This window comes from Pelovirga sp. (genome assembly GCF_059864205.1).
Genome location: NZ_JCBCBS010000177.1, coordinates 1 through 21,570 on the forward strand (window position 1 = coordinate 1; position 21,570 = coordinate 21,570).

Consider the following 21,570-nt stretch of genomic DNA (forward strand, 5'->3'; position numbering starts at 1 on the left):
TCTGTCAAATCAGCAAAACGCTGCCGCAGACCCAAATTGCAGGCAACCCCACCGGCAACGACAATCCGTTCAAGCCCTTCCTGCTGCGCCGCGCGCAACACCTTGATCGTGAGCACATCGACCACTGCTTCCTGAAAGGCACTGGCAACCTGTCCTACCTGTTCTTCACCTAAAGGCTGGGGCAAACCCTGAATGTGATTGAGCACCGCAGTTTTCAAGCCGGAAAAACTGAAGTTATGGTTGTCGCGATTGAGCAAAGGCCGTGGAAATTTAATCTCACCACCAGCGTACCTGGCAGCCAGTTTATCGATAATCGGCCCACCGGGGTAACCAAGCCCAAGCATTTTGGCTACCTTGTCAAAAGCTTCGCCGGCCGCATCATCAATGGTGCGACCGAGCAAACGGTAAGAACCGATACCATCAACACGATACAGGTGGGTATGGCCACCGGAAACCGCTGCACCGAGAAACGGAAAAGCGACCTCCTGTTCAAGACGGATCGCCTGGATATGGGCTTCGATATGATGAACCCCGATAAAGGGGATGTTAAGGGCGTAGGCAAAGGCTTTGGCAAAAGAAACGCCAACCAGCAGGGCACCGGTCAACCCGGGGCCACTGGTCACCGCCACCCCGTCGAGTTCGGCAGGAGTCACTCCAGCACGTTGCAACGCTTCTTCTACCAGCGGATTGATAACCTCCAGATGGCGCCGCGATGCCAGTTCCGGCACGACTCCACCATAGGTCGCATGGAGATCAACCTGCGACGAGATAATATTCGACAACACCTCACGGCCATCTCGGACAACAGCGGCGGCAGTCTCATCGCAGGAACTTTCCAAAGCCAGAAGCAACATCATAGATCCTTATAAATCATAATAAATTGGCGGCCACTTCAGCCAGCGCCGAACGTTCCCCCTTGGTCAGGGTAACGTGGCCGACCAGTTCCTGCCCTTTGAGCCGTTCAACCGAAAAAGAAAGTCCATTACTGGCTGAATCGACGTACGGGTTGTCGATCTGATAGGGGTCGCCGGTTAGAACAACCTTTGTCCCTTCGCCGGCGCGACTGATAATCGTTTTAATTTCATGGGGGGTCAGATTCTGGGCCTCATCGACAATCAGATATTGTTTCGGTATTGAACGCCCCCGAATATAGGTTAAGGGCTCGATTTCCATCAAACCGAGATCGATCAGCTCCCGATAGCCACGTTTACGCTTGCCCCCTTCATCGTGGGAAGACAGCAGCAGCTCAACATTGTCGAAAATCGGCTGCATCCAGGGTGCCAGCTTTTCTTCAATATCACCGGGCAAAAACCCCAGATCACGTCCCATCGGGAAAACCGGGCGCGAGATCAGCAGCCGATTATAGGTTCCCTCGTCGGCCGATTTGAGCAGCCCGGCAGCAATGGCCAGCAGGGTTTTACCAGTCCCCGCCTTGCCGACCAGAGAAACCAGCTGAACATCGTCATTCAGCAGCAGATCAAAAGCAAACTGCTGCTCGCGATTGCGCGGATGGATTCCCCACACCCCGTTCTTGGGGACCTTGATCAAGGCAACAACTTTCTGCTGAGCGGCAACGTAGCGACCCAGAGCAGTGTGGGACGAGTTGGTTTCATCCACCAGAGTCACCCCCTGGTTCGCATAAAAGTCCGCATCAACATTAATGGAACCTTGCTCATAAAACAGATCAACCTGTTCCTTGCTGACAAGCTGCTCCACCGTACCGGTATATAATTCATCCACCGGTACCTTGTCATTCTGAAAATCTTCTGCCCGCATACCCATGGTGTCAGCTTTGATGCGCAGATTAATGTCCTTAGTAACAAGAACTACTGTGCCATCAGGCAGGGAATTCATCAGGTCGTTTGCCACTGCCAGAATACGGTTATCACCCCGATCGATGCGCAGCTCCGGTGGCAGCTTCTGCATAAACTCCTGCCTATAGACAGCGACCTTGAGAATGCCGCCATTTTCCAGCGTTACGCCCTCTACCAGTTTGGCCTGGGAACGAAAACCATCGATCATCCGCGATATATGGCGCGCATTACGGCCGGTTTCGCTTTGATCCTTTTTAAATCGATCAATCTCCTCAATCACCGTCAAGGGAAGGATGACAATATTGTCATCAAATTTAAAAATGGCCTGGGGATCATGCAGAACAACATTGGTATCCAGAATATAATGTTTCATCACATATCTCTCCCTGAGGTCAGGACCTCATCAATCCAGGTCAAAAAGCCGTCTTTAAGCTGTCAACCTGCTCAAGAAAATAGTTGATCTGCGCTGCAGTGGTAAAAAATCCGGGGCTGACACGAATGGTTCCAGCGGGGAAAGTCCCGCAACTGCGATGGCTGTCCGGAGAGCAATGCAATCCGGTACGCACCGCAATGCCACGTTGATCGAGAAGATAGCCCGCAGTGGCCGTATCCATGCCTTTGATGGTGAAGGATACGGCGGAACCACGGGGCTGGTCGGCGGGAGGACCATAAAGCTGAACCTGATGAATCTGCGCCAGACCGTTAATCAGTAGCTGCACCAGTTGGATCTCACGGGCATGAATCTGCGCAACTCCAGTTTCCAGCAAGAAGCGCAGTGCGGCGCCCAGACCAGCCAGGCCGGGAATATTGAAGGTGCCGCTTTCAAAACGCTCGGGAAGCATTTCCGGCTGTTGGGCCGAGTGGGAATTAGCGCCGGTGCCACCGTAAATCAGCGGCCGCAATTCAATCCCCTCATGCACATACAAAAAACCTGTTCCTTGCGGTCCCAGTAACCCTTTATGGCCGGGAGCGGCAAACAGGTCAATCGCTAACTCATTAAGGTTGATCGGTAGCAGTCCGGCGGTCTGGGAGCCGTCAACCAGCAGGACAATCCCCTGCTGACGGCACCAGGAGCCCAAATCATCCAGCGGTTGCAATGAACCAAACACATTGGACGCATGATTGATCACCAGCAGGCGGGTGGGCGTTGCCAGACAGGCGGCCTGAATATCCGCCGTCGCTACTACCCCGGTGTGTGGATTGGCTGCCACCTTGACAATCTCAACACCCCGATCCTGCAGTGCACGCAAGGGCCGGGTGACCGCATTATGTTCCATACTGGTGGTGACCACCCGATCACCGCCATTCAGGAGGCCAAAGAGTGCCAGATTCAGCGCCTGAGTCGCATTGGCGGTGAAAACAAAGCGTTCTGAGGAGGACACCCCAAACAGCTGCGCCAGGAGCTCCCGCGTGGCAAACACCTCACGATCAGCGACGATCCCCTGTTGATGACTGCCGCGCCCGGCACTCCCGCCGCTCCGCAGTGCCGCATCAACCGCCCGATATACGGCTTCCGGCTTGGGGTGACTGGTAGCAGCGTTATCGAGATAAAATGAATTCATGGCCACTGTTGATCCTGTAATGGCAAAAATTTAGGTAAGTTGTTATCAAAATTCGGACAATACTTAAAATTTGGGGTGGCGACAAGACAATCTCGCGCCGGCCCAGCCATGGGTCAAACATATCTGCCACTATAGCTGATCCTTGCCTCCAGGAGAACCGGACCGGTGCTTAGCCGGGAGCGGCTCGCGGGTTATAAGAAATAAATAAAAAAAGGGTTGAAACCACAACATCTAGTCGGCTAAAGTTTCAACCTTCATACATATAGTAGCCAGAACATGAACGCGCCATTTCCTCACCGAACGATGAAGGACCAGAAAATGACTGACAACCAACCTGAAAACACGCTCAACCTGTCCATTAACGCCCTCACTGTTCTGCGCAAACGTTATTTCATTCGCGACGCCAGCGGCAAGCCCCTGGAAAATACCGAAGAATTATTTCGTCGCGTCGCACGCACCATCGCCGGGGTTGAAACCGACCCCACCCGCCGCGAAGAGTTTGAAGCTGCCTGCTATGAGATGATGTCGCAGCTCGATTTTCTCCCCAATTCGCCAACCCTGATGAACGCCGGCCGCCCCCTGGGGCAGCTGTCAGCCTGTTTTGTCCTGCCCATCGGAGATTCGATGGAGAGCATCTTCGATGCCATCAAGCACACCGCCCTGATCCATAAAAGTGGCGGCGGCACCGGTTTCTCCTTTACCCGCATCCGCCCGGCCAATGACGAGGTTCAGTCAACCAGCGGCGTTTCCTCAGGCCCTATCTCCTTCATGCGGGTGTTCGATGCAGCAACGGAAACCATCAAACAAGGGGGCACCCGTCGCGGTGCCAACATGGCCATCCTGCGCGTCGACCATCCCGACATCATGGACTTTATCATGGCCAAGCGCGATCCAACGGTACTGACCAATTTCAATATCTCCGTCGGCGTGACCGAAGCCTTTATGGAGGCGGTGGAAGCGGGTGACGATTACCCCATCATTAACCCACGTACCGGCGAGCAGGTCAAACTGCTGAATGCCACCAAGGTCTTTAATCAGATCGTTGACATGGCCTGGAACAATGGCGAACCCGGTATCGTTTTTCTCGATCGTCTGAACCGTGACAACCCCACCCCGCTGGTGGGAGAAATCGAAAGCACCAATCCCTGCGGTGAGCAGCCCCTGCTCCCCTACGAGTCATGCAATCTGGGCTCGATCAATCTGGCGCGGATGATCAGCAACGAGCAGATTGATTGGGAGAAACTGAAGAAAACCGTGGAACTGGCAACCCGCTTTCTCGACAACGTCATTGAAGCCAACTCCTACCCGCTGGCGGAAATCGATCAGATGACCCGCGCCAACCGCAAGATCGGCCTCGGTGTCATGGGCTGGGCTGATTTACTGATTCTGCTCAAGATCCCCTACAACAGTTCCGAAGCGATTGCGCTGGCTGAAAAGGTGATGCGCTTCATCAATGACACCGCTCACCAACAGTCTGCACAATTAGCGGCCGAGCGCGGCTCCTTCCCCAACTTCCCGGGGAGCGTTTTTGACCATCCCGAAGGGCGCGCCATGCGCAATGCCACCTGCACCACCATTGCTCCGACCGGTACCATTTCGATTATCGCCAACTGTTCCAGCGGGGTTGAGCCTCTGTTCGCTGTCTCCTATGTGCGTCAGGTGATGGACAACAACAAGCTGATCGAAGTCCACCCGGTGTTTGCCCGTATTGCTCGCGAGCGCGGCTTTTACTCGGAAGAGTTGATGCAGGAAATCGCCGAAAAAGGTTCGGTACAGGATATCAAAGCGATCCCTGACGATATCCGCAAAATCTTTGTCACCGCCCACGACATTACCCCGGCCGATCACGTGATGATGCAGGCGGCGTTCCAGAAATATACCGACAACGCCGTATCCAAAACCGTGAATTTCTGTCACAGCGCCAGCCGTGAAGATGTTTCTACCGTCTACCGTCTCGCTTATCAACAGGGATGCAAAGGGGTGACCATCTATCGTGATGGCTCACGTTCGATGCAAGTCCTGTCGGTAGCCGGTAAAGCGGAAGCCAAAGCGGAAGAAGGTGTCCCGATGGAAGCCCGCAAAGGTTTGCGCAAACGTGAACGACCACGTGCTCTCAGCGGTGCTACTTACCAGATGGAAACCGGTTGCGGCCCTTTGTACATCACCATCAATCAGGATGAAAAAGGGCTGTTTGAACTCTTCACCACCATGGGCAAGGCCGGTGGCTGTGCGGCCTCACAGTGTGAGGCTATCGGTCGTCTGGTCTCCCTGGCCTGGCGCTCTGGCGTGCAGGCGCGCCAGAGCGTTAAACAACTGATCGGCATCACCTGTCATAAACCCAGCGGTTTCGGTAATAATCGTATCACCTCCTGTGCCGACGCTGTTGCCAAGGCGATTCAACTGCATATGGCGGACACGGAAGAAACTGTCGCGGCGTTCAGCAACAATGGCGGCGCCTGCCCCGATTGCGGCGGCCCGGTGGAACATGAGGGGGGCTGCTGCGTCTGCCACGCCTGCGGCTACAGTGAGTGTGCCTGATCCAAGAGAATGGCAGGATTGGGAAAGCCGGTGTCGGCGCTGTGGCGAATGTTGTTTCGAGAAAATCATCGATCGCTATGGCTGTGTCCACACCACACCGGTACCCTGCCGCTTTCTCGACATCCATGAACGCACCTGCCGCGTTTATGCTCAACGCCAGGAACTGGAAGACGACTGCGTGCAACTGACGCCGGAGAATATCGACAGCCTTCACTGGCTGCCGGCAACCTGTGCTTACCGCTCAGAGAGCTGATCAGTTCACACGCTCCACCCGCAGTCCGCCAGCCACCAGATCAGTAACCCGCACCAGGCACAGCTCCCCCGCTTGTGCCTGGTCTTGATCGATCAACAAGTTCAGATAATTCTCCGATATCCCTTTACGTTGACCGTTGCTGACCCCCCTCTCGACCAGCATCCACAATGGGGCGCCGACAAAACGGCGGCTGAACTGCTGCAATTTTTCATCGCCCAATGCCCGTAACCTGGCGGCACGTTCTTTAATGAGCGCCGGCGCTACCTGATCGGGCATAGTCGCCGCCGGGGTGCCGGGTCTGCGACTGAAAGGGAAAACATGGAGATGACTGAAAGGCAAGCGCTGTAAAAGCTCAACAGTGCGGGAAAAGTATTCTTCCGTTTCACCGGGAAAACCGCAGATCACATCAAGTCCGATCGCCATCGCCGCATTGCGCTGCTGCAGATCAGCGAGCAGATCAGCAAAAAATGCTGTATCGTAGTGACGATTCATGCGGCGTAGAATAACGTCATCACCGGCCTGCAGGGGGATATGCAAATGAGGACAGAGCCATGAAGCCTGGGCCAGATAATCGCGCAGTTGAAGGGGCAGCTCCGTCGGCTCAATCGACCCCAGGCGCACACGGCCGGCAAACCCGCAGCTTTCTATCGCCTGCAACAAGGTTAACAGACTGATACCTTTGCCCAGATCCTGACCGTAACCACCGATATGAATACCGGTCAGAACAATCTCCCGATAGCCGCTTGCCCCCAGGCCCTCGACCTGGGCAACAACCTGATCAATCGGTACCGAGCGACTGGCGCCACGGGCATAGGGAATGATGCAGTAGGAACAAAAAGCATCACAACCGTTCTGGATCTGGACAAAGGCGCGGCTACGCTGGGCAAAGGTGTGTAGATCAAGGGGGGTACAGTGTTGGGCGGCGCGGATATCGGTCACCAGGGTAGTGCTTTCGCTGCAGTCGTTCTGTTGTGTTTGCGTCAGCAGACGCAATAATTCCTTTTTCTCTTCATTGCCGATGATCAAACTCACGCCGGGGAGTTTTTGCAGCTCGTCAGGATTAATCTGGGCATAACAGCCGGTGACGACAATCCGCGCTGTCGGGTTTAAGCGCTGCGCGCGGCGGATCAGATTGCGTGACTGGGAATCGGTAGCCGCCGTCACCGTGCAGGTATTGACGATAACCAGATCAGCTCCAGCATCAAATTTCACCTGAGAGTAACCGTTGCCGGTCAATTGTTCGAGCATGGCCGCTGATTCAAACTGGTTGGTCTTGCAGCCGAGGGTGACAATCGCCACCGATCTGGTTACTGAATCCATCCCCCCCCCAACACCCGATCTCCCTGATAGAACACGGCAGCCTGTCCCGGCGTCACCCCCGCCTGGGGGGTCGAAAAAATCACTTTAACGCGCTGATCAGCCAGAGGCACAACCTGCACCGGTTGTTCCTGCTGGCGGTAACGGATACGACAGGCGCTGGCGAAAGGTTGTTGCGGTGGCGTCATGCTCCAGACACAGTTACCAACAATCATCTGAGCACACAGCAGGTGCTGTTTTTCACCGACGATCACCCGCTTCTCAGCGGCATCGATACGGATAACGTAGAGCGGCTCGCGCCAGCCGATGCCTAACCCTTTACGCTGTCCGACGGTATAGCGATAGTAGCCCTGATGCTGTCCGAGCACCTGCCCGGTCACATGCACAATCGGCCCGGCGCAATCGTCGAGTTGGCGTTCTTCTTCCAAAAAACGCACATAGTCGCCATCGGGAACAAAACAGATATCCTGACTCTCGGCCTTTTCGGCTACACGCAGATTAAAACGAGCCGCATGCGCCCTCACTTCCTCCTTGGTCATGCCACCCAGGGGGAAGCGCACCTGTGCCATCTGCTCTGCAGTCAGGGTGAAGAGGAAGTAACTCTGATCCTTATCCCTGTCGATCCCCTTATGCAGTGCGTAGCCACCATCGACATCGGCAATAATCTGGGCGTAATGGCCGGTCGCCAGAAAATCCGCTTCGAGTTCGCGCGCCTTGCGCATCAGCAACTCAAATTTGAGCACCTGATTGCACAGCACGCAAGGATTAGGCGTCAGACCGGCAAGGTAGTCATCACAAAAACGATCAATCACCTGCTGCTGGAACTGTCTTTCAAAATTGATGACATAAAAGGGTATACCCAGTTGTTCGGCAACCCGCCGGGCATCATAGACATCATCAAGAGAACAGCAGCTACCGAAGGTTTCACCATGCTGATCGGTGTAGCTGGAATAATCCCAGATCTGCATGGTCATGCCGACAACCTCATATCCCTGCTCTTGCAACAGTGCGGCGGTTACCGAGGAATCAACTCCGCCACTCATGGCAACTACAACCCGTTTTTTCACAGCTACCTCGGACAAAAGGCCCCGACATAAGCGGAGCCCTTTAAGAAAATTGTTTGCAGAAACACGGACAAATCAGGAATTTTTGGCTTTGTAATCCTTGATCGCTTCATGCAGGGCATCGGCGGCCAGATTGGAACAGTGCATCTTGGCCGGCGGCAAGCCGTCGAGAGCCTCAGCAACCGCTTGATTGGTCAATACCAGCGCCTCGTCAATGGTCTTGCCGATGGCGAGCTCCGTCACCATGGAAGAGGTGGCAATCGCCGCTCCACAACCGAATGTCTTGAATTTAACATCCTTGATGATGTTGTCTTCGACCTTAAGGAAGATCTTCATGATATCACCGCAGGAAGCATTGCCGACTTCACCGACACCATTGGGATTTTCAATTTCACCAACGTTACGCGGGTTGGTGAAATGATCCATGACCTTTTCTGTGTACATCCTTCTGTCTCCTGTTTTTTAGTATTTACAGTGAAGGCTCATATTTTCTATTTAGCTGGCCTTATGCACCATCCGGCACTCATCACAGTGCAGTGGTGTCGGTTCTTGACGATGATATAGGGGGCTCATGTCACGCAGGCGCTGAACAATGGGGGGAAGTTCGGCCAGAATATAGTCAACTTCCTCCTCGGTGTTGTCAGCACTGAAGCTGAAACGCACACTGGAATGGGCCAGGACAATATCCACCCCCATCGCCCGCATCACGTGGGAGGGTTCCAGCGAACCGGAGGTGCAGGCTGAGCCGGAGGAAGCTGCAATCCCCTTCATATCGAAAAACAACAGTAACGACTCCCCTTCGATAAAGTTGAAACTGACGTTGAGGGTATTAGGCAGTCGCAGATCCGGGTTCGGATGGCCATTGAGCTTGACATCCGGCACCGTGCTGAGAATTCCCTGCTCAAGCTTGTCACGCAGACGGCGCACGTAGGCATAGTCTTTTTCCTGATTGAGACGGGCCAGTTCGCAGGCTACTCCGAGGCCAATGATGCCGGCAACATTGTGGGTTCCAGCGCGGCGATTGCGTTCCTGATGACCACCATGCATAAAACGGATCATGCGCGTACCACGTCGCAGGTAAAGGGCGCCGACGCCTTTGGGTGCGCCAATCTTGTGCCCTGACAGGACCAGCATATCCACCTTCGCCGCTTGCACGTCGACCGGCACCTTGCCGACGGCCTGAACCGCATCGGTATGAAAACGCACCTTGTGACGTCCGGCAATCTCACCAATAGCGTCAATGGGGAACAGATTGCCGGTTTCGTTGTTGGCCCACATAACCGAAATCAGAATTGTCTTGTCGGTAATGGCAGCCTCAAGTTGCGTCAGATCGAGCATGCCGTCTTTGTCGACCGGCAGATAGGTCACCTCAAAGCCGTTTTTTTCCAGATATTCACAGGTCTCCAATACGGCGGGATGTTCCACCGTCGTGGTGATAATATGGTTTCCTTTGTGACGCAACGCTTCAGCAGTCCCTTTAATGGCGAAGTTGTCCCCTTCGCTGCCACAGGAGACAAAGATGATTTCTGCCGGTGAACAGTTCAATAATTCCGCCACCTGTTCACGGGCTTTTTCGATCGCGCCACTGACCATGCGCCCGGCCCAGTGAACACTCGACGGGTTGCCGAACTGTTCACGAAAATAGGGAAGCATGGCATCCAGAACTTCCGGCTTGACTGCTGTTGTTGCGTTATTATCGAGATAAATCTGCTTCACAAAAATCCTCCGGGTTTACGAGAACATAGAATTAGAGGGGCACCTGATGCCTGATCCGCTGATCGAGACGGCGCCGCGCATCTTTGGTCAGATCTTCCAGGGTCATGGAGGCGAGGAAATTACGAATCTGATTGCCGAGCCCCTGCCAGACTGACTGAGTCGCACACTCCAGGTCACAACCACAACTGCCATCATCGTTCATGCAGGAGACCGGTACGAGAATCTCCTCTACCGTATCCACGATCTGATCCACACTGATCTGATTCGCCGCGCGCGCCAGCAGGTAACCACCGCCGGGACCGCGGATACTTCTGACAATGCCGCCGCGTCTGAGTTTGACAAAAAGCTGTTCAAGATAATTCAGTGAAATATTTTCACGTTCAGATATATCCTTGATCGTCATCGGGCTACCGTCACTGACCAGATTCAGACTGACCAGAGCACGTACTGCATACTGGGCTTTGGTTGACAATCTCATGAAACCCTATCCTCCTCATCAGCCCGATATTGTGTCAATTCAGCCCGGAGACGACCCTGTTCCTGACGCAAACTGACGACCTGTTCTTCCAGGCGCTGAATCTGGTCAAACACACAGCTCACCGCCTTGGCAACGGGATCAGGCAATTCACCGTGCTGGAGATCAACACCGACCCGTTTTTCACCAGACAGCACCACGCGCCCGGGAATACCAACGACTGTCGCCGTTGCTGGGACCTCTTTGACAACAACAGAGTTCGAGCCGATTTTGCTATCATCACCGACCTTGAAGGGACCAAGAATCTTGGCACCGGAGCCGACCACCACATTATTACCCAGGGTCGGATGACGCTTTTCTTTGGCCCAGGAAGTCCCTCCCAAGGTAACGCCATGGTAGAGGGTACAATTTTCACCGATTTCGGCCGTTTCGCCAATCACCACACCCATGCCGTGATCAATAAAAAAACCGCGGCCGATTTTTGCTCCGGGGTGGATTTCAATGCCGGTGAAAAAACGCCCGAGATGCGAGACAAAGCGCCCCATAAATGTCCGGTTTTTATTCCATAACCAGTGTGAAAGGCGATAAAACAACATGGCATGGAACCCGGGATAACAGAAAATTACCTCAAATACGCTGCGCACGGCCGGATCACGATCAAAAACGGCCTTGATATCATCCTTGAAAAAAGCGAACATAAGCTACCTCCCAAAAAACATATCCACCAGCCACAGCAATGACATAACAACCCGTATCGGCACCCCAATCTGTTCCGAACGACTATCATACCTGAGTGTTTCTGTCAATTTCTTTCCAAGAGAAACAGTCAGGTATTCGCGCCCGGTAAATTTTCAATTAAATTGCTCTTTCGTTTTACACCTGGACACTGTACTTAGCGGTCGACACTGGGATAAAATTCACCTATAGTTGTTTCCGTTAAATTTGTGGGCTGTCTTGGCCCTAAAATCCAATTCACATTGACCAAGGAGAGAGCGATGCCGGAATTCACCTACCAGGATCCCATGCCGATGGGAGCAGACACCACCAGGTACTACAAGATTGAAGGATCTGAAAAGTATGTCAGTGTCACCACTTTCGAAGGCAAGGAAGTCATCAAGGTCGATCCCGAAGCGCTGAAGGTATTGTCCCATGTGGCCATGCGCGATGTTTCCTTCCTGTTGCGCCCCGAACACAATGAGCAGGTCGCAAAAATTCTCAGCGACCCGGAAGCCAGCGACAACGATCGCGGTGTCGCCATGGCCTTTTTGCGCAACGCTGAAATTTCCGCCATGTTTGAACTGCCAACCTGTCAGGATACCGGAACCGCAACAGTTGTTGCCAAAAAAGGGCAACAGGTCTGGACCGGCTGCAACGATGCAGAATTAATCTCCGAAGGGGTTTTCAAGACCTATACGGAAGAAAATCTGCGCTATAGCCAAACCGTAGCGCTCGACATGTACAATGAAAAAAATACCGGCACCAACCTGCCGGCCCAGATCGACATCTACGCAACCGATGGTGATGCCTACAAGTTTCTCTTTATTGCTAAGGGCGGCGGCTCGGCCAACAAAACCATGCTCTACCAGGAAACCAAGGCACTGCTTAACCCTGACGCGCTCCACAACTTCCTCGTGCAGAAGATGAAGACCATCGGCACTGCAGCCTGCCCGCCCTACCATCTGGCCTTTGTTATCGGCGGCACCTCTGCTGATGCCTGTATGAAAACCGTCAAGCTGGCAACCGCTCGCTACCTTGATGGCCTGCCGACCAGCGGTAATGATCACGGTCAGGCGTTCCGTGATATCGAGTTGGAAGAAAAACTTCTCAAGGCGGCCCAGGAGCTTGGGATTGGCGCCCAGTTCGGCGGCAAGTATTTCGCCCACGATGTACGTGTTATCCGTCTGCCCCGCCATGGCGCATCCTGCCCGGTCGGCATGGCAGTGTCCTGTTCGGCGGATCGTAACATCAAAGCCAAGATTACCCGCGATGGGCTCTTTGTCGAGGAAATGGATCGCAATCCCGGTCGCCTGATTCCTGAGAAATATCGCAACAAACAAAGCCATGGGACCCGTATCAACCTCAATCGACCGATGAAAGACATTCTCGCTGATCTTTCCAAACTTGAGGTCGGAGCCCCGCTTCTTCTCGATGGGACAATCGTTGTCGGTCGGGATATTGCCCATGCAAAGTTCAAGGAAATTCTAGACAGTGGCAAGCCCCTGCCTGACTACCTGAAGCAGCATCCGATCTACTATGCCGGCCCGGCTAAAACCCCTGCCGGCAAAGCCTCCGGTTCTTTCGGCCCAACCACAGCCGGACGCATGGACAGCTATGTTGATCTGCTCCAGAGCAATGGCGGCTCGATGGTGATGATTGCCAAGGGTAACCGTAGCCAGCAAGTTACTGATGCCTGTGCCAAACATGGCGGCTTCTACCTTGGTTCTATTGGTGGCCCGGCTGCCGTATTAGCGGAAGAAAACATCAAGCAGGTGGAGTGCATCGATTTTCCCGAACTGGGCATGGAAGCAGTGTGGAAGATTGAGGTTGTTGATTTCCCGGCTTTCATTCTGGTTGATGACAAGGGTAACGACTTTTTTAAAAAGCTTGGCCTGTAGCCGGCGCTAAATCAATGCATCACAAAGGCCTCGACATCGTTTCGAGGCTTTTGTGTTTTCAGCGCTGTAGCGCTATAGTTGCACATCCCTCTCACATGCGACAGATATTCGACACGCACAGGCTACACTTTCACCACTGGACGATTGATGAAACAAACAGTTATTTCTGTATATGAGCGCCTGGTCCTGAAACATCCCCTGACCACCCTGAGCTTGCTGTTGGTACTGATTGCTTCCGTCGGTTTTTTTGCCAAGGATTTCCATCTTGATGCTTCAGCTGACTCTTTGATGCTTGAGCATGATAAGGATCTACGCTATTTCCGCCAGATTAACGCTCTTTACGGCACCAGTGACTTTCTGATCATCAGCTATACTCCCAAAAGGGAGCTGCTGGCACCCGAAACCATCGCGGACATCCGCAAGCTGCGCGAGCGCCTGTTGGAGGTTGAGCGGGTAACGCAGGTATTGAGCATCCTCGATGCGCCGCTGATCGACAGCCCGCGGGTCACCCTGGCGGAACTCAGCCGCGAGATCCGCACCGTCGAAACACCGGGCATGGATATGGAGTCGGCCCTGATCGAATTTACCACCGGGTCGATCTATAAAGATCTGCTGGTCAGCGCCGACGGGCGTACCACCGCCCTGCAGGTGATGCTGGCAACCAACGAAGAGCTGCAGTCACTGCATCGCCAACGCACCGAACTGCGGGAAAAGCGTGATGATGGGGTTATCTCGGCGGCAGAAGAACAACAACTGGATGAAGTTTCTGCTGCCTACGACCGGGTCAGTCGTGCCCATAACGACCAGGAAGCACGCGACATCGCCATCATTCGCGCCATCATGGCTGAGCATCGCGACGCTGCCGAACTGTTTCTAGGTGGCATCCCGATGATTGTTGTCGATATGATCGACTTCATCCGCAACGACCTGGTCAAGTTTGGCGTTGGTGTCCTGGTGTTTCTGGTCTCCATGCTGATGCTGATTTTCCGCCGCACCCAGTGGGTGTTACTGCCCATGGCCTGCTGCTTCTGTACCGTATTATTCATGTTTGGATTTTTGGGGTTGATTGGCTGGAAAGTCACGGTGGTTTCTTCCAACTTTACCTCACTGCTACTGATTATCACCCTTTCCCTTTGCGTCCACCTGATGGTCCGCTATAACGAACTGCTGGCCGAACAACCCGATACCAACCACGCTGAATTGATCCGCGAAACCATTCGCACCAAGGCTCTGCCGAGTATTTTTACCGCCCTCACAACCATCGCCGCTTTTGCTTCCCTGTTGACCAGTGATATCCGCCCGATTATTGATTTTGGCTGGATGATGGCCATCGGCATCGGCTTTGCCCTGATTATCAGCCTGATTCTCTTCCCGGCCGGACTGGTTCTGCTGAAAAAGCCACAGCCCTTCGTCCCGCGCTTCGACGTCACCAGATATATGACTCGTGGTTGCGCTCACCTGGTCGAATATCACGGCCGTTCAACACTGTTTGCCTTTGCCCTCATCACCTTGGTCAGCATCTACGGCATCGCCCAATTAACCGTAGAAAACCGCTTCATCGACTACTTCAAACCAACAACGGAAATCTATCAGGGGATGGCTCTGATCGACCGGCAACTGGGTGGCACCACCCCCCTCGATGTTGTGGTTGATGCTGATCCTGAGTTTTTTACTGCCCGTGAGCAGGAAGCGGCATTTGCCGACGATGACCCCTTTGGCGACGATTTTTTCGCCGCTGATACGGTCGAAGCCGGAATTTCCGGCAGCAGTTACTGGTTTAATAGCTACCAGGTCAATAACATTCACGCGATTCATGACTATCTCGATCAACTGCCGGAATCGGGCAAGGTGCTGTCCATGTCGACCACCTTTACCCTGATGCAGCATGTCAATGAGGGGCAACCGCTGGACAACATGGCCCTGTCGGTGATCCATCGCAAGCTGCCGGAAGTGATTGACAACAGCCTGTTTCGCCCCTACATGGCTACGGACGGCAACCAGATCCGTTTCAATCTGCGCATTATCGACTCCGATCCGAACCTGCGGCGCAATGAACTGCTCGGCAAGATTGAACGGGATCTGGTTGAGTTGTTCGATCTCAAGCCGGAACAGGTCAAGTTGACCGGTATGTTTGTGCTCTACAATAATGTGCTGCAGAGCCTGTTCGCATCCCAGATCATGACCATCGGCGTGGTATTTCTGGTGATTGTCGGTATGTTCCTGGTCCAGTTCCGCTCACTGCGGCTGGCCCTCATCGCCATCGTTCCCAACCTGATCTCAGCAGCTGCCGTACTGGGCTTGATGGGATTGATGAAAATACCCCTGGATATCATGACCATCACCATTGCCGCCATCACTATTGGCATTGCCGTGGATGATACCATCCACTATGTTCATCGTTTCAACGACGAATTACGTGTCGATGGCAATCCTCGAGGGGCGGTCCGACGCACCCACGACAGTGTCGGCCGCGCCATGTATTACACGTCGATCACCATTATTACCGGTTTTTCCATTCTGGCTTTGTCTAACTTCAATCCAACCATCTACTTTGGATTGTTCACCGGCCTGGCCATGCTGGTCGCCATGTTTGCCAATTTGACCCTGCTGGCACTGCTGCTACTTATGTGGCAACCACGCCAGCAATCCATTTAAAAAACTGGCATTGGGCCAACAGACAGGTTATAATAAAAAGCTTTGCCGTCAAAAATACATTTTTTCAGGACAGGAATAACATGAGTAGTAACGAACCACTTTCATTCAGCGAACTGGGCCTGGCACCGGCCCTCCTTAAAGTCATCGACGAAGTCGGTTACGAATCGCCAACGCCCATCCAGGCACAAAGCATCCCACTCCTGCTCGCAGGACGAGATCTCCTCGGCCAGGCACAGACCGGTACCGGCAAGACGGCAGCTTTTTCATTGCCCCTTTTATCACGGCTGAAACCGGAACTTAAATATCCGCAACTGCTGGTATTGACCCCGACTCGCGAACTGGCGCTGCAGGTAGCCGAAGCCGTACAAACCTACGCCCGCTATCTGCCGGGGTTTCAGGTTCTTCCCGTTTATGGTGGGCAAAACATGGTCCAGCAGTTACGCCAGTTGCAGCGCGGTGTACAGGTCGTCGTTGGCACCCCGGGACGGATCAAGGATCACCTGAACCGGGGGACCCTCAAACTCGACAAACTGAGCGCTGTTGTTATCGACGAAGCGGACGAAATGCTCAAAATGGGGTTTATCGAAGAGGTTGAAGAGATCCTCTCCCACGCCCCACCCGAGCGCCAGACCGCCCTTTTTTCCGCCACCATGCCACAGGAAGTACTCAAGATTGCCCGCCGTCATCTCAATGACCCGGTTGAAATTCGCATCAAATCAAAAACCTCGACGGTTGAGCTGGTCAGCCAGCGCTACTGGCAGGTCAAGGGTCTGCATAAGCTTGATGCCCTCACCCGCATTCTTGAGGCGGAAGAAATTGACGGCATGATCATCTTTGTGCGCACTAAAATTTCCACGGTAGAGCTGGCAGAAAAGCTTGAAGCGCGTGGATTTTCCAGTGCCCCCTTAAATGGCGACATGACCCAGGTGATGCGCGAGAAAACCGTGGAACGGCTCAAGGAGGGAAGTCTCGACATTGTTGTTGCCACCGATGTTGCGGCCCGCGGTCTGGATGTCAAGCGCATCAGCCACGTCGTCAATTACGACATCCCCCACGACACCGAGGCCTACGTACACCGCATTGGTCGTACCGGACGTGCCGGGCGGGAAGGAAAAGCCATCCTGTTTGTGGCACCCCGGGAAAAGAGGATGCTGGCTTCAATTGAACGTGCCACCCGGCAACCGATCAAAGCAATGGCTTTGCCGAGCCGCAAGGACATTACCAATCGCCGCGTTGGTTTATTTAAAGAGCAGGTCAATGCCACCCTGGAATCCCAGGACCTGGAGTTCTTTGAGTCCTTGATTGATGATATTCAATCTGATTACGATATCGGTCATCGTCGCATCGCAGCGGCCATGGCGTTCCTCCTGCAGAAAGAACGCCCCCTGCAAATGGAGGAAGACACCTTTGTGCAAGAGGATCTCAGCGAACAACGTCCCGCCGGCAGGAGAACCGAACGCAGTACCAGCGAACAGACAACCTGTTACCGGCTCGAGGTTGGTCGCAGCCATGGCGTTGAGCCGGGGAATATTGTTGGCGCCTTGAGTAACGAAGGCCGCGTCGACAGCCGCGCGATTGGTCGAATCAATATTTTTGAGCATTTCAGCCTGGTGGATCTGCTTATTCCCCTTGATCCAGCACAGCTTAAACGCATCAAAGATATCAGTATCAACCAGCGCCCTTTGCAAATCAGCCTCGACAACAGGGGGCAAAATCAGCCGGATGGGCACAAAAGCACGAACCGGGGCAAACGCATTGCCGGCAAGGGGCGCAGCCCGGCCCCGACAAAGGCACCTCGCAGCAGAAATCCGAAACGCAGCTGATCACTACACAGAGCTGAACCGGTTGCTGTTATTTTTTTGTAACTATTCACTGCTGTCCTTGCGCAGGGTCGGGGTTCCTGTGGCAAGGATATTTGTCGCCATGGATGGCGACAACAAGCGGTCATGGATGACCCAACGGGAAACAATCGCGTCTCTTGACATAGGATCCCCGAGCCGGTGTTGAACAGTTACATTTTTTTAATAGCAGTTGAGGGGCGCACACCACCTTATGTTGCATTCCTGCTTGTGAAGGAGATATTTCTGCGCTATCGTCGAAAGCAGCGCGGGTGCTTTTGCTTTTTTTGACCTTAGCAGAGCGGACAGCTTTTCACGATGACTCAACAGCTGGACATTGACGTCTTCATCAGTCACAGCGAAGATATTCTCAAAGACATGCTGTTACTCAGCAAGCATTTGAGTTTGTACGATGAGGAAAACTCTGTCGTCCAGACGGCGACCGCTAAACTGATGAGCGCCCTGCAAAGTGCCCATGCCGCCAACCGGCCAGTTCAAATCACCGTTGCCAAAAATAATTTTATGGTTTTGGGAGTGCTGCTAAACCCCAAAAATCCGTTATTTAGCACATATGCCTACCGCATGTTTCAGCACGGCGTCACCTCTTTCACCATTACCTCAGAACTGACAGTCACGTCCCTCTACAAATTTCTCCGCAGCATCATGAGCAACCCCGATGACACCTGGGATGCCGGTGGTATCATCAACTTGCTTGAGCATAAGCAGATTCGCGGAATTATTGTCACTCAGATGTCACGCAGCGACTTTCTGCTGGTCGATGGCACAGATCACGACAACAGGGCGCACATGGTGAGCATGGCCGACCGGTTCTGGGAACGCTATGCCCGTGCCCTGATGTCTTCCCTGCCGGACGCTGACCTCGACAAGCTGAAGCAAGAGGGATTTGATCCCGCAACATTGGCGCGCCAGGTCAGCCTGTTATTAACGGGCACGGCGGAGGATGATCAGTCTCAGTTCTGCAAAACCCTGATCCGCTGTATTACCACCACCCAGACCCATCATCCTAAATCTGAACGACTGGAAATTCTCAGTAAACTGGCGCAACTTATCAACCACCTGGAGGATATGCCGCGGCAAGAAATTCTCCAGGAAATTTTCAAACTGCCTATCCCCGCGACCTTTGCGGAAGAGCTCTTCAATAATCTGTCCAACAAGGTTGTCCTCAATGCACTGTATCAAAGCTGCTCAGGACAGCATTACACATCACCGATGATGATGGCGTTGATTAAAAAATTGGCAGATTCACGAGAGGTTGTTTCCAAACAGGAACTTAACCGGTTGAAAGGTGCGGAAAAGGGTTTTTCCAAGAAAAGCCGTGAGCTGTTGAGCAATGAAAATGTCGTCCAGTTTGTCCCCCCGGAATACCAGGAAACCCTACTGGATATGCTCGTCAACCAGTCACCGCCGGCAGCACTAAAAAGCAGACTGAAGCAACTCAAAACCAGTCTGGAAGATTTTCAGGTCGAAGTTCAAATCGCTCAGTTAACCGTCTACCTGTTAAAGCTTGGACCCGACACAGCGCAGCTGCCGGCGTTGCATCGGCAAATTATCAAATCGATGCAATTCTATATTGATGCCGGCGACTTCACCAGCCTGCTGGACCTCTGTCAATCAAGTTTTGCTCAGCCCAATCCAGAGAGCAGCCATTCTCTGATCAAATTGATTTCCCCTTCCTTGCTGAAACAGGCGGTGGTTGAAGCCTGCTATCAGGGCGGTGATCATAAAATTATGGTAGGTGAGATCATTGATCTGATCGGCTCACCTTTTATTGCCCCCCTGATCGAATTGACGATTAGCGAAACCAGTCGATCTAACCGCTTTTTTTATTTAAGCTGCTTAAAAAAGCTCGGGCAACAGGTCATCACCACTGCGACTGCATACCTTAAAGAAGATCAATGGTACATTGTCCGCAACATGCTGCTATTGCTGGGAGAACTGGAGGCCAAAGAACAACTGCCCAAGATCCGCCCCCTGCTCAACCACAACCACATCAAGGTGCGCCAGGAAGCGTTAAAAACCTGCCTGTTGCTGGGCGACACCCTCGCCATCAAGCAGATTATTAACAGCCTTCATTCAAAAAACCGTCAGGAAGTCTTAAACACCATTCTTCATACAAAACGGATAAACCATGCAGAAGTAAATAATCAGCTGTTGCTGATGCTCGGCGAAAAATCGCTGTTTAGTTTTGATCTGGAGCTGAAAAAAACCCTGGTTCAATCCCTGGCTGAAAAAGCACATCCTCAGGCTCTGAGCGTTTTCACAAAAATCTTAAACCGTCGTAATCTGCTCCATCGCCAGAGATTTGAGCAACTTAAAGTCGAAATTATCAGAGCCCTTGCCAAGTACCCCCCGGATCAAGCCAACCCGCTACTCAAACACCAGCTTAACAGAGGAAACGTTGAAACCGTTAACCTGGCCAGACAGATTCTTCAGCGTAACAGCCGGGAGAAAACCCAATGAAATCAGGCATTGATCGAAGTAAAATCGATGAGCTATTACGCCTTTTTTCAACCGCCATAGCCACGACCAAACTTTACTCCCTCGAACATGAGCAGGTACAAAAACAGATTTATCGCATTCAACAATGCCTTAACACCCTGTTCAAACAGCAAGGGGAGTTAACCTTTATGATCGTCAAAAAGGAACTCCTGTTTGAGGGCACCCCTCTGGAACAAACCCTCCACTGCGAACGCATTGCCCGCTCTCTTCACCACCGCAATATCGGTTATTTCAGTATAACCAAAGGGGTCGACAACAGTGAAATTGAGCTGTTCATCGATGTTGCTTGTGGTAATCAGTCGGCCGACCAGCTCGAGACAAGAGCCCCACATATTGACTATGGTGAAATTGACGTCAAGGATGATCCGGATGCAATCCTCGCTATTGCCCGCTTTGAGGATTTGAGCCGTGAAGAACTGGCAAGCATCAAAACCCTCTATGATAAAATCGCCGACAAGGAAAACTTTGACCTTCACCGGATTTCCTCAATCATCTCCGGTTTCGTCACCGCCTTTCAACAGGAATGCAACCCGCTGCTGGCCCTGGTTCCATTGAAGATTGAAGACGAATATAGCTTTGCCCACTCCATCAATGTCGCCATTCTCAATATTGCCCAGGCAACATCCCTGGGCTTCGGCACAGACCTGCTCCATGATGTGGGACTGGCCGGAATGCTGCACGATGCCGGAAAAATTTTTGTCGACAAGGAAATTATCAGGGGAACTCATCAATTATCTGACGCTGAGTGGCAGGAGATCAAGAAACACCCCACCCGCGGGGCGCAGTATCTGATGGGGCAGGACGGGGTTCCGCAAATCGCGATTTTAACCGCTTTCGAACACCACATGCGCTACGACATGACAGGCTACCCGACACCACCATCGACCTGGCAGCTCAATCTCTGCTCTCAGATGACAATGATTTCAGATACCTTTGATGCGTTAAGAACGCGGCGTGCCTACAATGAACCCTGGGATTTACCAAGAATCAGTGGCCGTATGCTGGAAGTAGCAGGGAGTCAGCTCAACCCCTGCCTGACAATGAACTTTCTTAAGTTACTTAAAGGCTGTGGAGACAAAATCATGACTGATGGCCTGGAATTATCGGCAGAAGCCCCTCACTTGAGCGAAGAAGAACTCAATAAACGTTGCGTCTGTGAGTAGAGACGTAGCAGAAACTTTTGCGACCGGGTCCGGATTTCAG

General features: G+C 52.9%; 16 protein-coding genes. 7 read left to right on the forward strand and 9 right to left on the reverse strand.

Features of this window, described 5'->3' with window-relative positions:
- The 3 genes from tsaD to AC6F7T_RS11205 form a co-directional block, all read right to left on the reverse strand.
- The coding region (gene tsaD, locus AC6F7T_RS11195; RefSeq protein ID WP_500718878.1) for a tRNA (adenosine(37)-N6)-threonylcarbamoyltransferase complex transferase subunit TsaD at positions 1-854 on the reverse strand (854 nt) is incomplete at its 3' end.
- A gap of 16 nt (positions 855-870) precedes the next feature.
- Entirely contained in the window at positions 871-2,187 is a 1,317-nt protein-coding gene (locus tag AC6F7T_RS11200) for a PhoH family protein (protein ID WP_500718880.1), read from the reverse strand.
- Positions 2,188-2,227: 40 nt separating this feature from the next.
- Positions 2,228-3,376 (reverse strand): aminotransferase class V-fold PLP-dependent enzyme, encoded by a 1,149-nt coding sequence (locus AC6F7T_RS11205; RefSeq protein ID WP_500718881.1) that lies wholly within the window; start codon positions 3,374-3,376, stop codon positions 2,228-2,230.
- A 318-nt stretch (positions 3,377-3,694) separates the two neighbouring features.
- Between AC6F7T_RS11205 and AC6F7T_RS11210 the strand changes: the two genes are divergently transcribed.
- Complete coding sequence (locus AC6F7T_RS11210; protein WP_500718883.1) at positions 3,695-5,914, forward strand: vitamin B12-dependent ribonucleotide reductase; 2,220 nt, start codon at positions 3,695-3,697, stop codon at positions 5,912-5,914.
- On the forward strand, positions 5,901-6,167 hold the full coding sequence (locus tag AC6F7T_RS11215; RefSeq protein ID WP_500718885.1) for a CxxCxxCC domain-containing protein: 267 nt from the start codon (positions 5,901-5,903) through the stop codon (positions 6,165-6,167). Before AC6F7T_RS11210 ends, AC6F7T_RS11215 begins: the two co-directional genes overlap by 14 nt.
- Here AC6F7T_RS11215 and mtaB read toward each other — a convergent pair whose 3' ends face one another.
- From mtaB to cysE, 6 genes are read right to left on the reverse strand one after another with little or no spacing between them, the layout of a single operon-like run.
- Positions 6,168-7,487 (reverse strand): tRNA (N(6)-L-threonylcarbamoyladenosine(37)-C(2))-methylthiotransferase MtaB, encoded by a 1,320-nt coding sequence (gene mtaB, locus AC6F7T_RS11220; protein ID WP_500718887.1) that lies wholly within the window; start codon positions 7,485-7,487, stop codon positions 6,168-6,170.
- Entirely contained in the window at positions 7,475-8,566 is a 1,092-nt protein-coding gene (mnmA, locus tag AC6F7T_RS11225) for a tRNA 2-thiouridine(34) synthase MnmA (protein ID WP_500718888.1), read from the reverse strand. Before mnmA ends, mtaB begins: the two co-directional genes overlap by 13 nt.
- A gap of 57 nt (positions 8,567-8,623) precedes the next feature.
- Positions 8,624-8,992 (reverse strand): Fe-S cluster assembly scaffold protein NifU, encoded by a 369-nt coding sequence (gene nifU, locus AC6F7T_RS11230; protein WP_500718890.1) that lies wholly within the window; start codon positions 8,990-8,992, stop codon positions 8,624-8,626.
- 51 nt (positions 8,993-9,043) lie between these two features.
- On the reverse strand, positions 9,044-10,264 hold the full coding sequence (gene nifS / locus AC6F7T_RS11235) for a cysteine desulfurase NifS (protein ID WP_500718892.1): 1,221 nt from the start codon (positions 10,262-10,264) through the stop codon (positions 9,044-9,046).
- Between the two features lie 31 nt (positions 10,265-10,295).
- Positions 10,296-10,742 (reverse strand): Rrf2 family transcriptional regulator, encoded by a 447-nt coding sequence (locus AC6F7T_RS11240; protein ID WP_500718894.1) that lies wholly within the window; start codon positions 10,740-10,742, stop codon positions 10,296-10,298.
- Positions 10,739-11,437: a serine O-acetyltransferase gene (cysE, locus tag AC6F7T_RS11245; protein WP_500718896.1), complete on the reverse strand. Its 699-nt coding sequence runs from the start codon at positions 11,435-11,437 to the stop codon at positions 10,739-10,741. The genes AC6F7T_RS11240 and cysE overlap by 4 nt, the downstream gene beginning before the upstream one ends.
- A 297-nt stretch (positions 11,438-11,734) precedes the next feature.
- Between cysE and AC6F7T_RS11250 the strand changes: the two genes are divergently transcribed.
- From AC6F7T_RS11250 to AC6F7T_RS11270, 5 genes are all read left to right on the forward strand, one after another.
- A complete protein-coding gene (locus tag AC6F7T_RS11250) occupies positions 11,735-13,354 on the forward strand; it encodes a FumA C-terminus/TtdB family hydratase beta subunit (RefSeq protein ID WP_500718898.1) in 1,620 nt (539 codons plus the stop codon).
- 147 nt (positions 13,355-13,501) lie between these two features.
- Positions 13,502-16,009: an MMPL family transporter gene (locus AC6F7T_RS11255; RefSeq protein ID WP_500718900.1), complete on the forward strand. Its 2,508-nt coding sequence runs from the start codon at positions 13,502-13,504 to the stop codon at positions 16,007-16,009.
- Positions 16,010-16,089: 80 nt separating this feature from the next.
- Positions 16,090-17,832, forward strand: coding sequence for a DEAD/DEAH box helicase (locus tag AC6F7T_RS11260; RefSeq protein ID WP_500718902.1), 1,743 nt, complete (start codon positions 16,090-16,092; stop codon positions 17,830-17,832).
- Positions 17,833-18,165: 333 nt separating this feature from the next.
- Positions 18,166-20,328, forward strand: a complete 2,163-nt coding sequence (locus AC6F7T_RS11265; RefSeq protein WP_500718904.1) for a HEAT repeat domain-containing protein — start codon at positions 18,166-18,168, stop codon at positions 20,326-20,328.
- Positions 20,325-21,530, forward strand: a complete 1,206-nt coding sequence (locus AC6F7T_RS11270) for an HD domain-containing phosphohydrolase (protein WP_500718906.1) — start codon at positions 20,325-20,327, stop codon at positions 21,528-21,530. Before AC6F7T_RS11265 ends, AC6F7T_RS11270 begins: the two co-directional genes overlap by 4 nt.
- Positions 21,531-21,570 lie beyond the last annotated feature (40 nt).

Coding starts and splice junctions, on each gene's coding strand:
- AC6F7T_RS11255 (WP_500718900.1), top strand. CDS start 13,502: ATGAAACAAACAGTTATTTCTGTATATGAGCGCCTGGTCCTGAAACAT.
- AC6F7T_RS11270 (WP_500718906.1), top strand. CDS start 20,325: ATGAAATCAGGCATTGATCGAAGTAAAATCGATGAGCTATTACGCCTT.
- mtaB (WP_500718887.1), bottom strand. CDS start 7,487: ATGGATTCAGTAACCAGATCGGTGGCGATTGTCACCCTCGGCTGCAAG.
- AC6F7T_RS11205 (WP_500718881.1), bottom strand. CDS start 3,376: ATGAATTCATTTTATCTCGATAACGCTGCTACCAGTCACCCCAAGCCG.
- AC6F7T_RS11260 (WP_500718902.1), top strand. CDS start 16,090: ATGAGTAGTAACGAACCACTTTCATTCAGCGAACTGGGCCTGGCACCG.
- AC6F7T_RS11200 (WP_500718880.1), bottom strand. CDS start 2,187: ATGAAACATTATATTCTGGATACCAATGTTGTTCTGCATGATCCCCAG.
- AC6F7T_RS11250 (WP_500718898.1), top strand. CDS start 11,735: ATGCCGGAATTCACCTACCAGGATCCCATGCCGATGGGAGCAGACACC.
- AC6F7T_RS11210 (WP_500718883.1), top strand. CDS start 3,695: ATGACTGACAACCAACCTGAAAACACGCTCAACCTGTCCATTAACGCC.
- AC6F7T_RS11265 (WP_500718904.1), top strand. CDS start 18,166: ATGACTCAACAGCTGGACATTGACGTCTTCATCAGTCACAGCGAAGAT.
- nifU (WP_500718890.1), bottom strand. CDS start 8,992: ATGTACACAGAAAAGGTCATGGATCATTTCACCAACCCGCGTAACGTT.
- AC6F7T_RS11240 (WP_500718894.1), bottom strand. CDS start 10,742: ATGAGATTGTCAACCAAAGCCCAGTATGCAGTACGTGCTCTGGTCAGT.
- cysE (WP_500718896.1), bottom strand. CDS start 11,437: ATGTTCGCTTTTTTCAAGGATGATATCAAGGCCGTTTTTGATCGTGAT.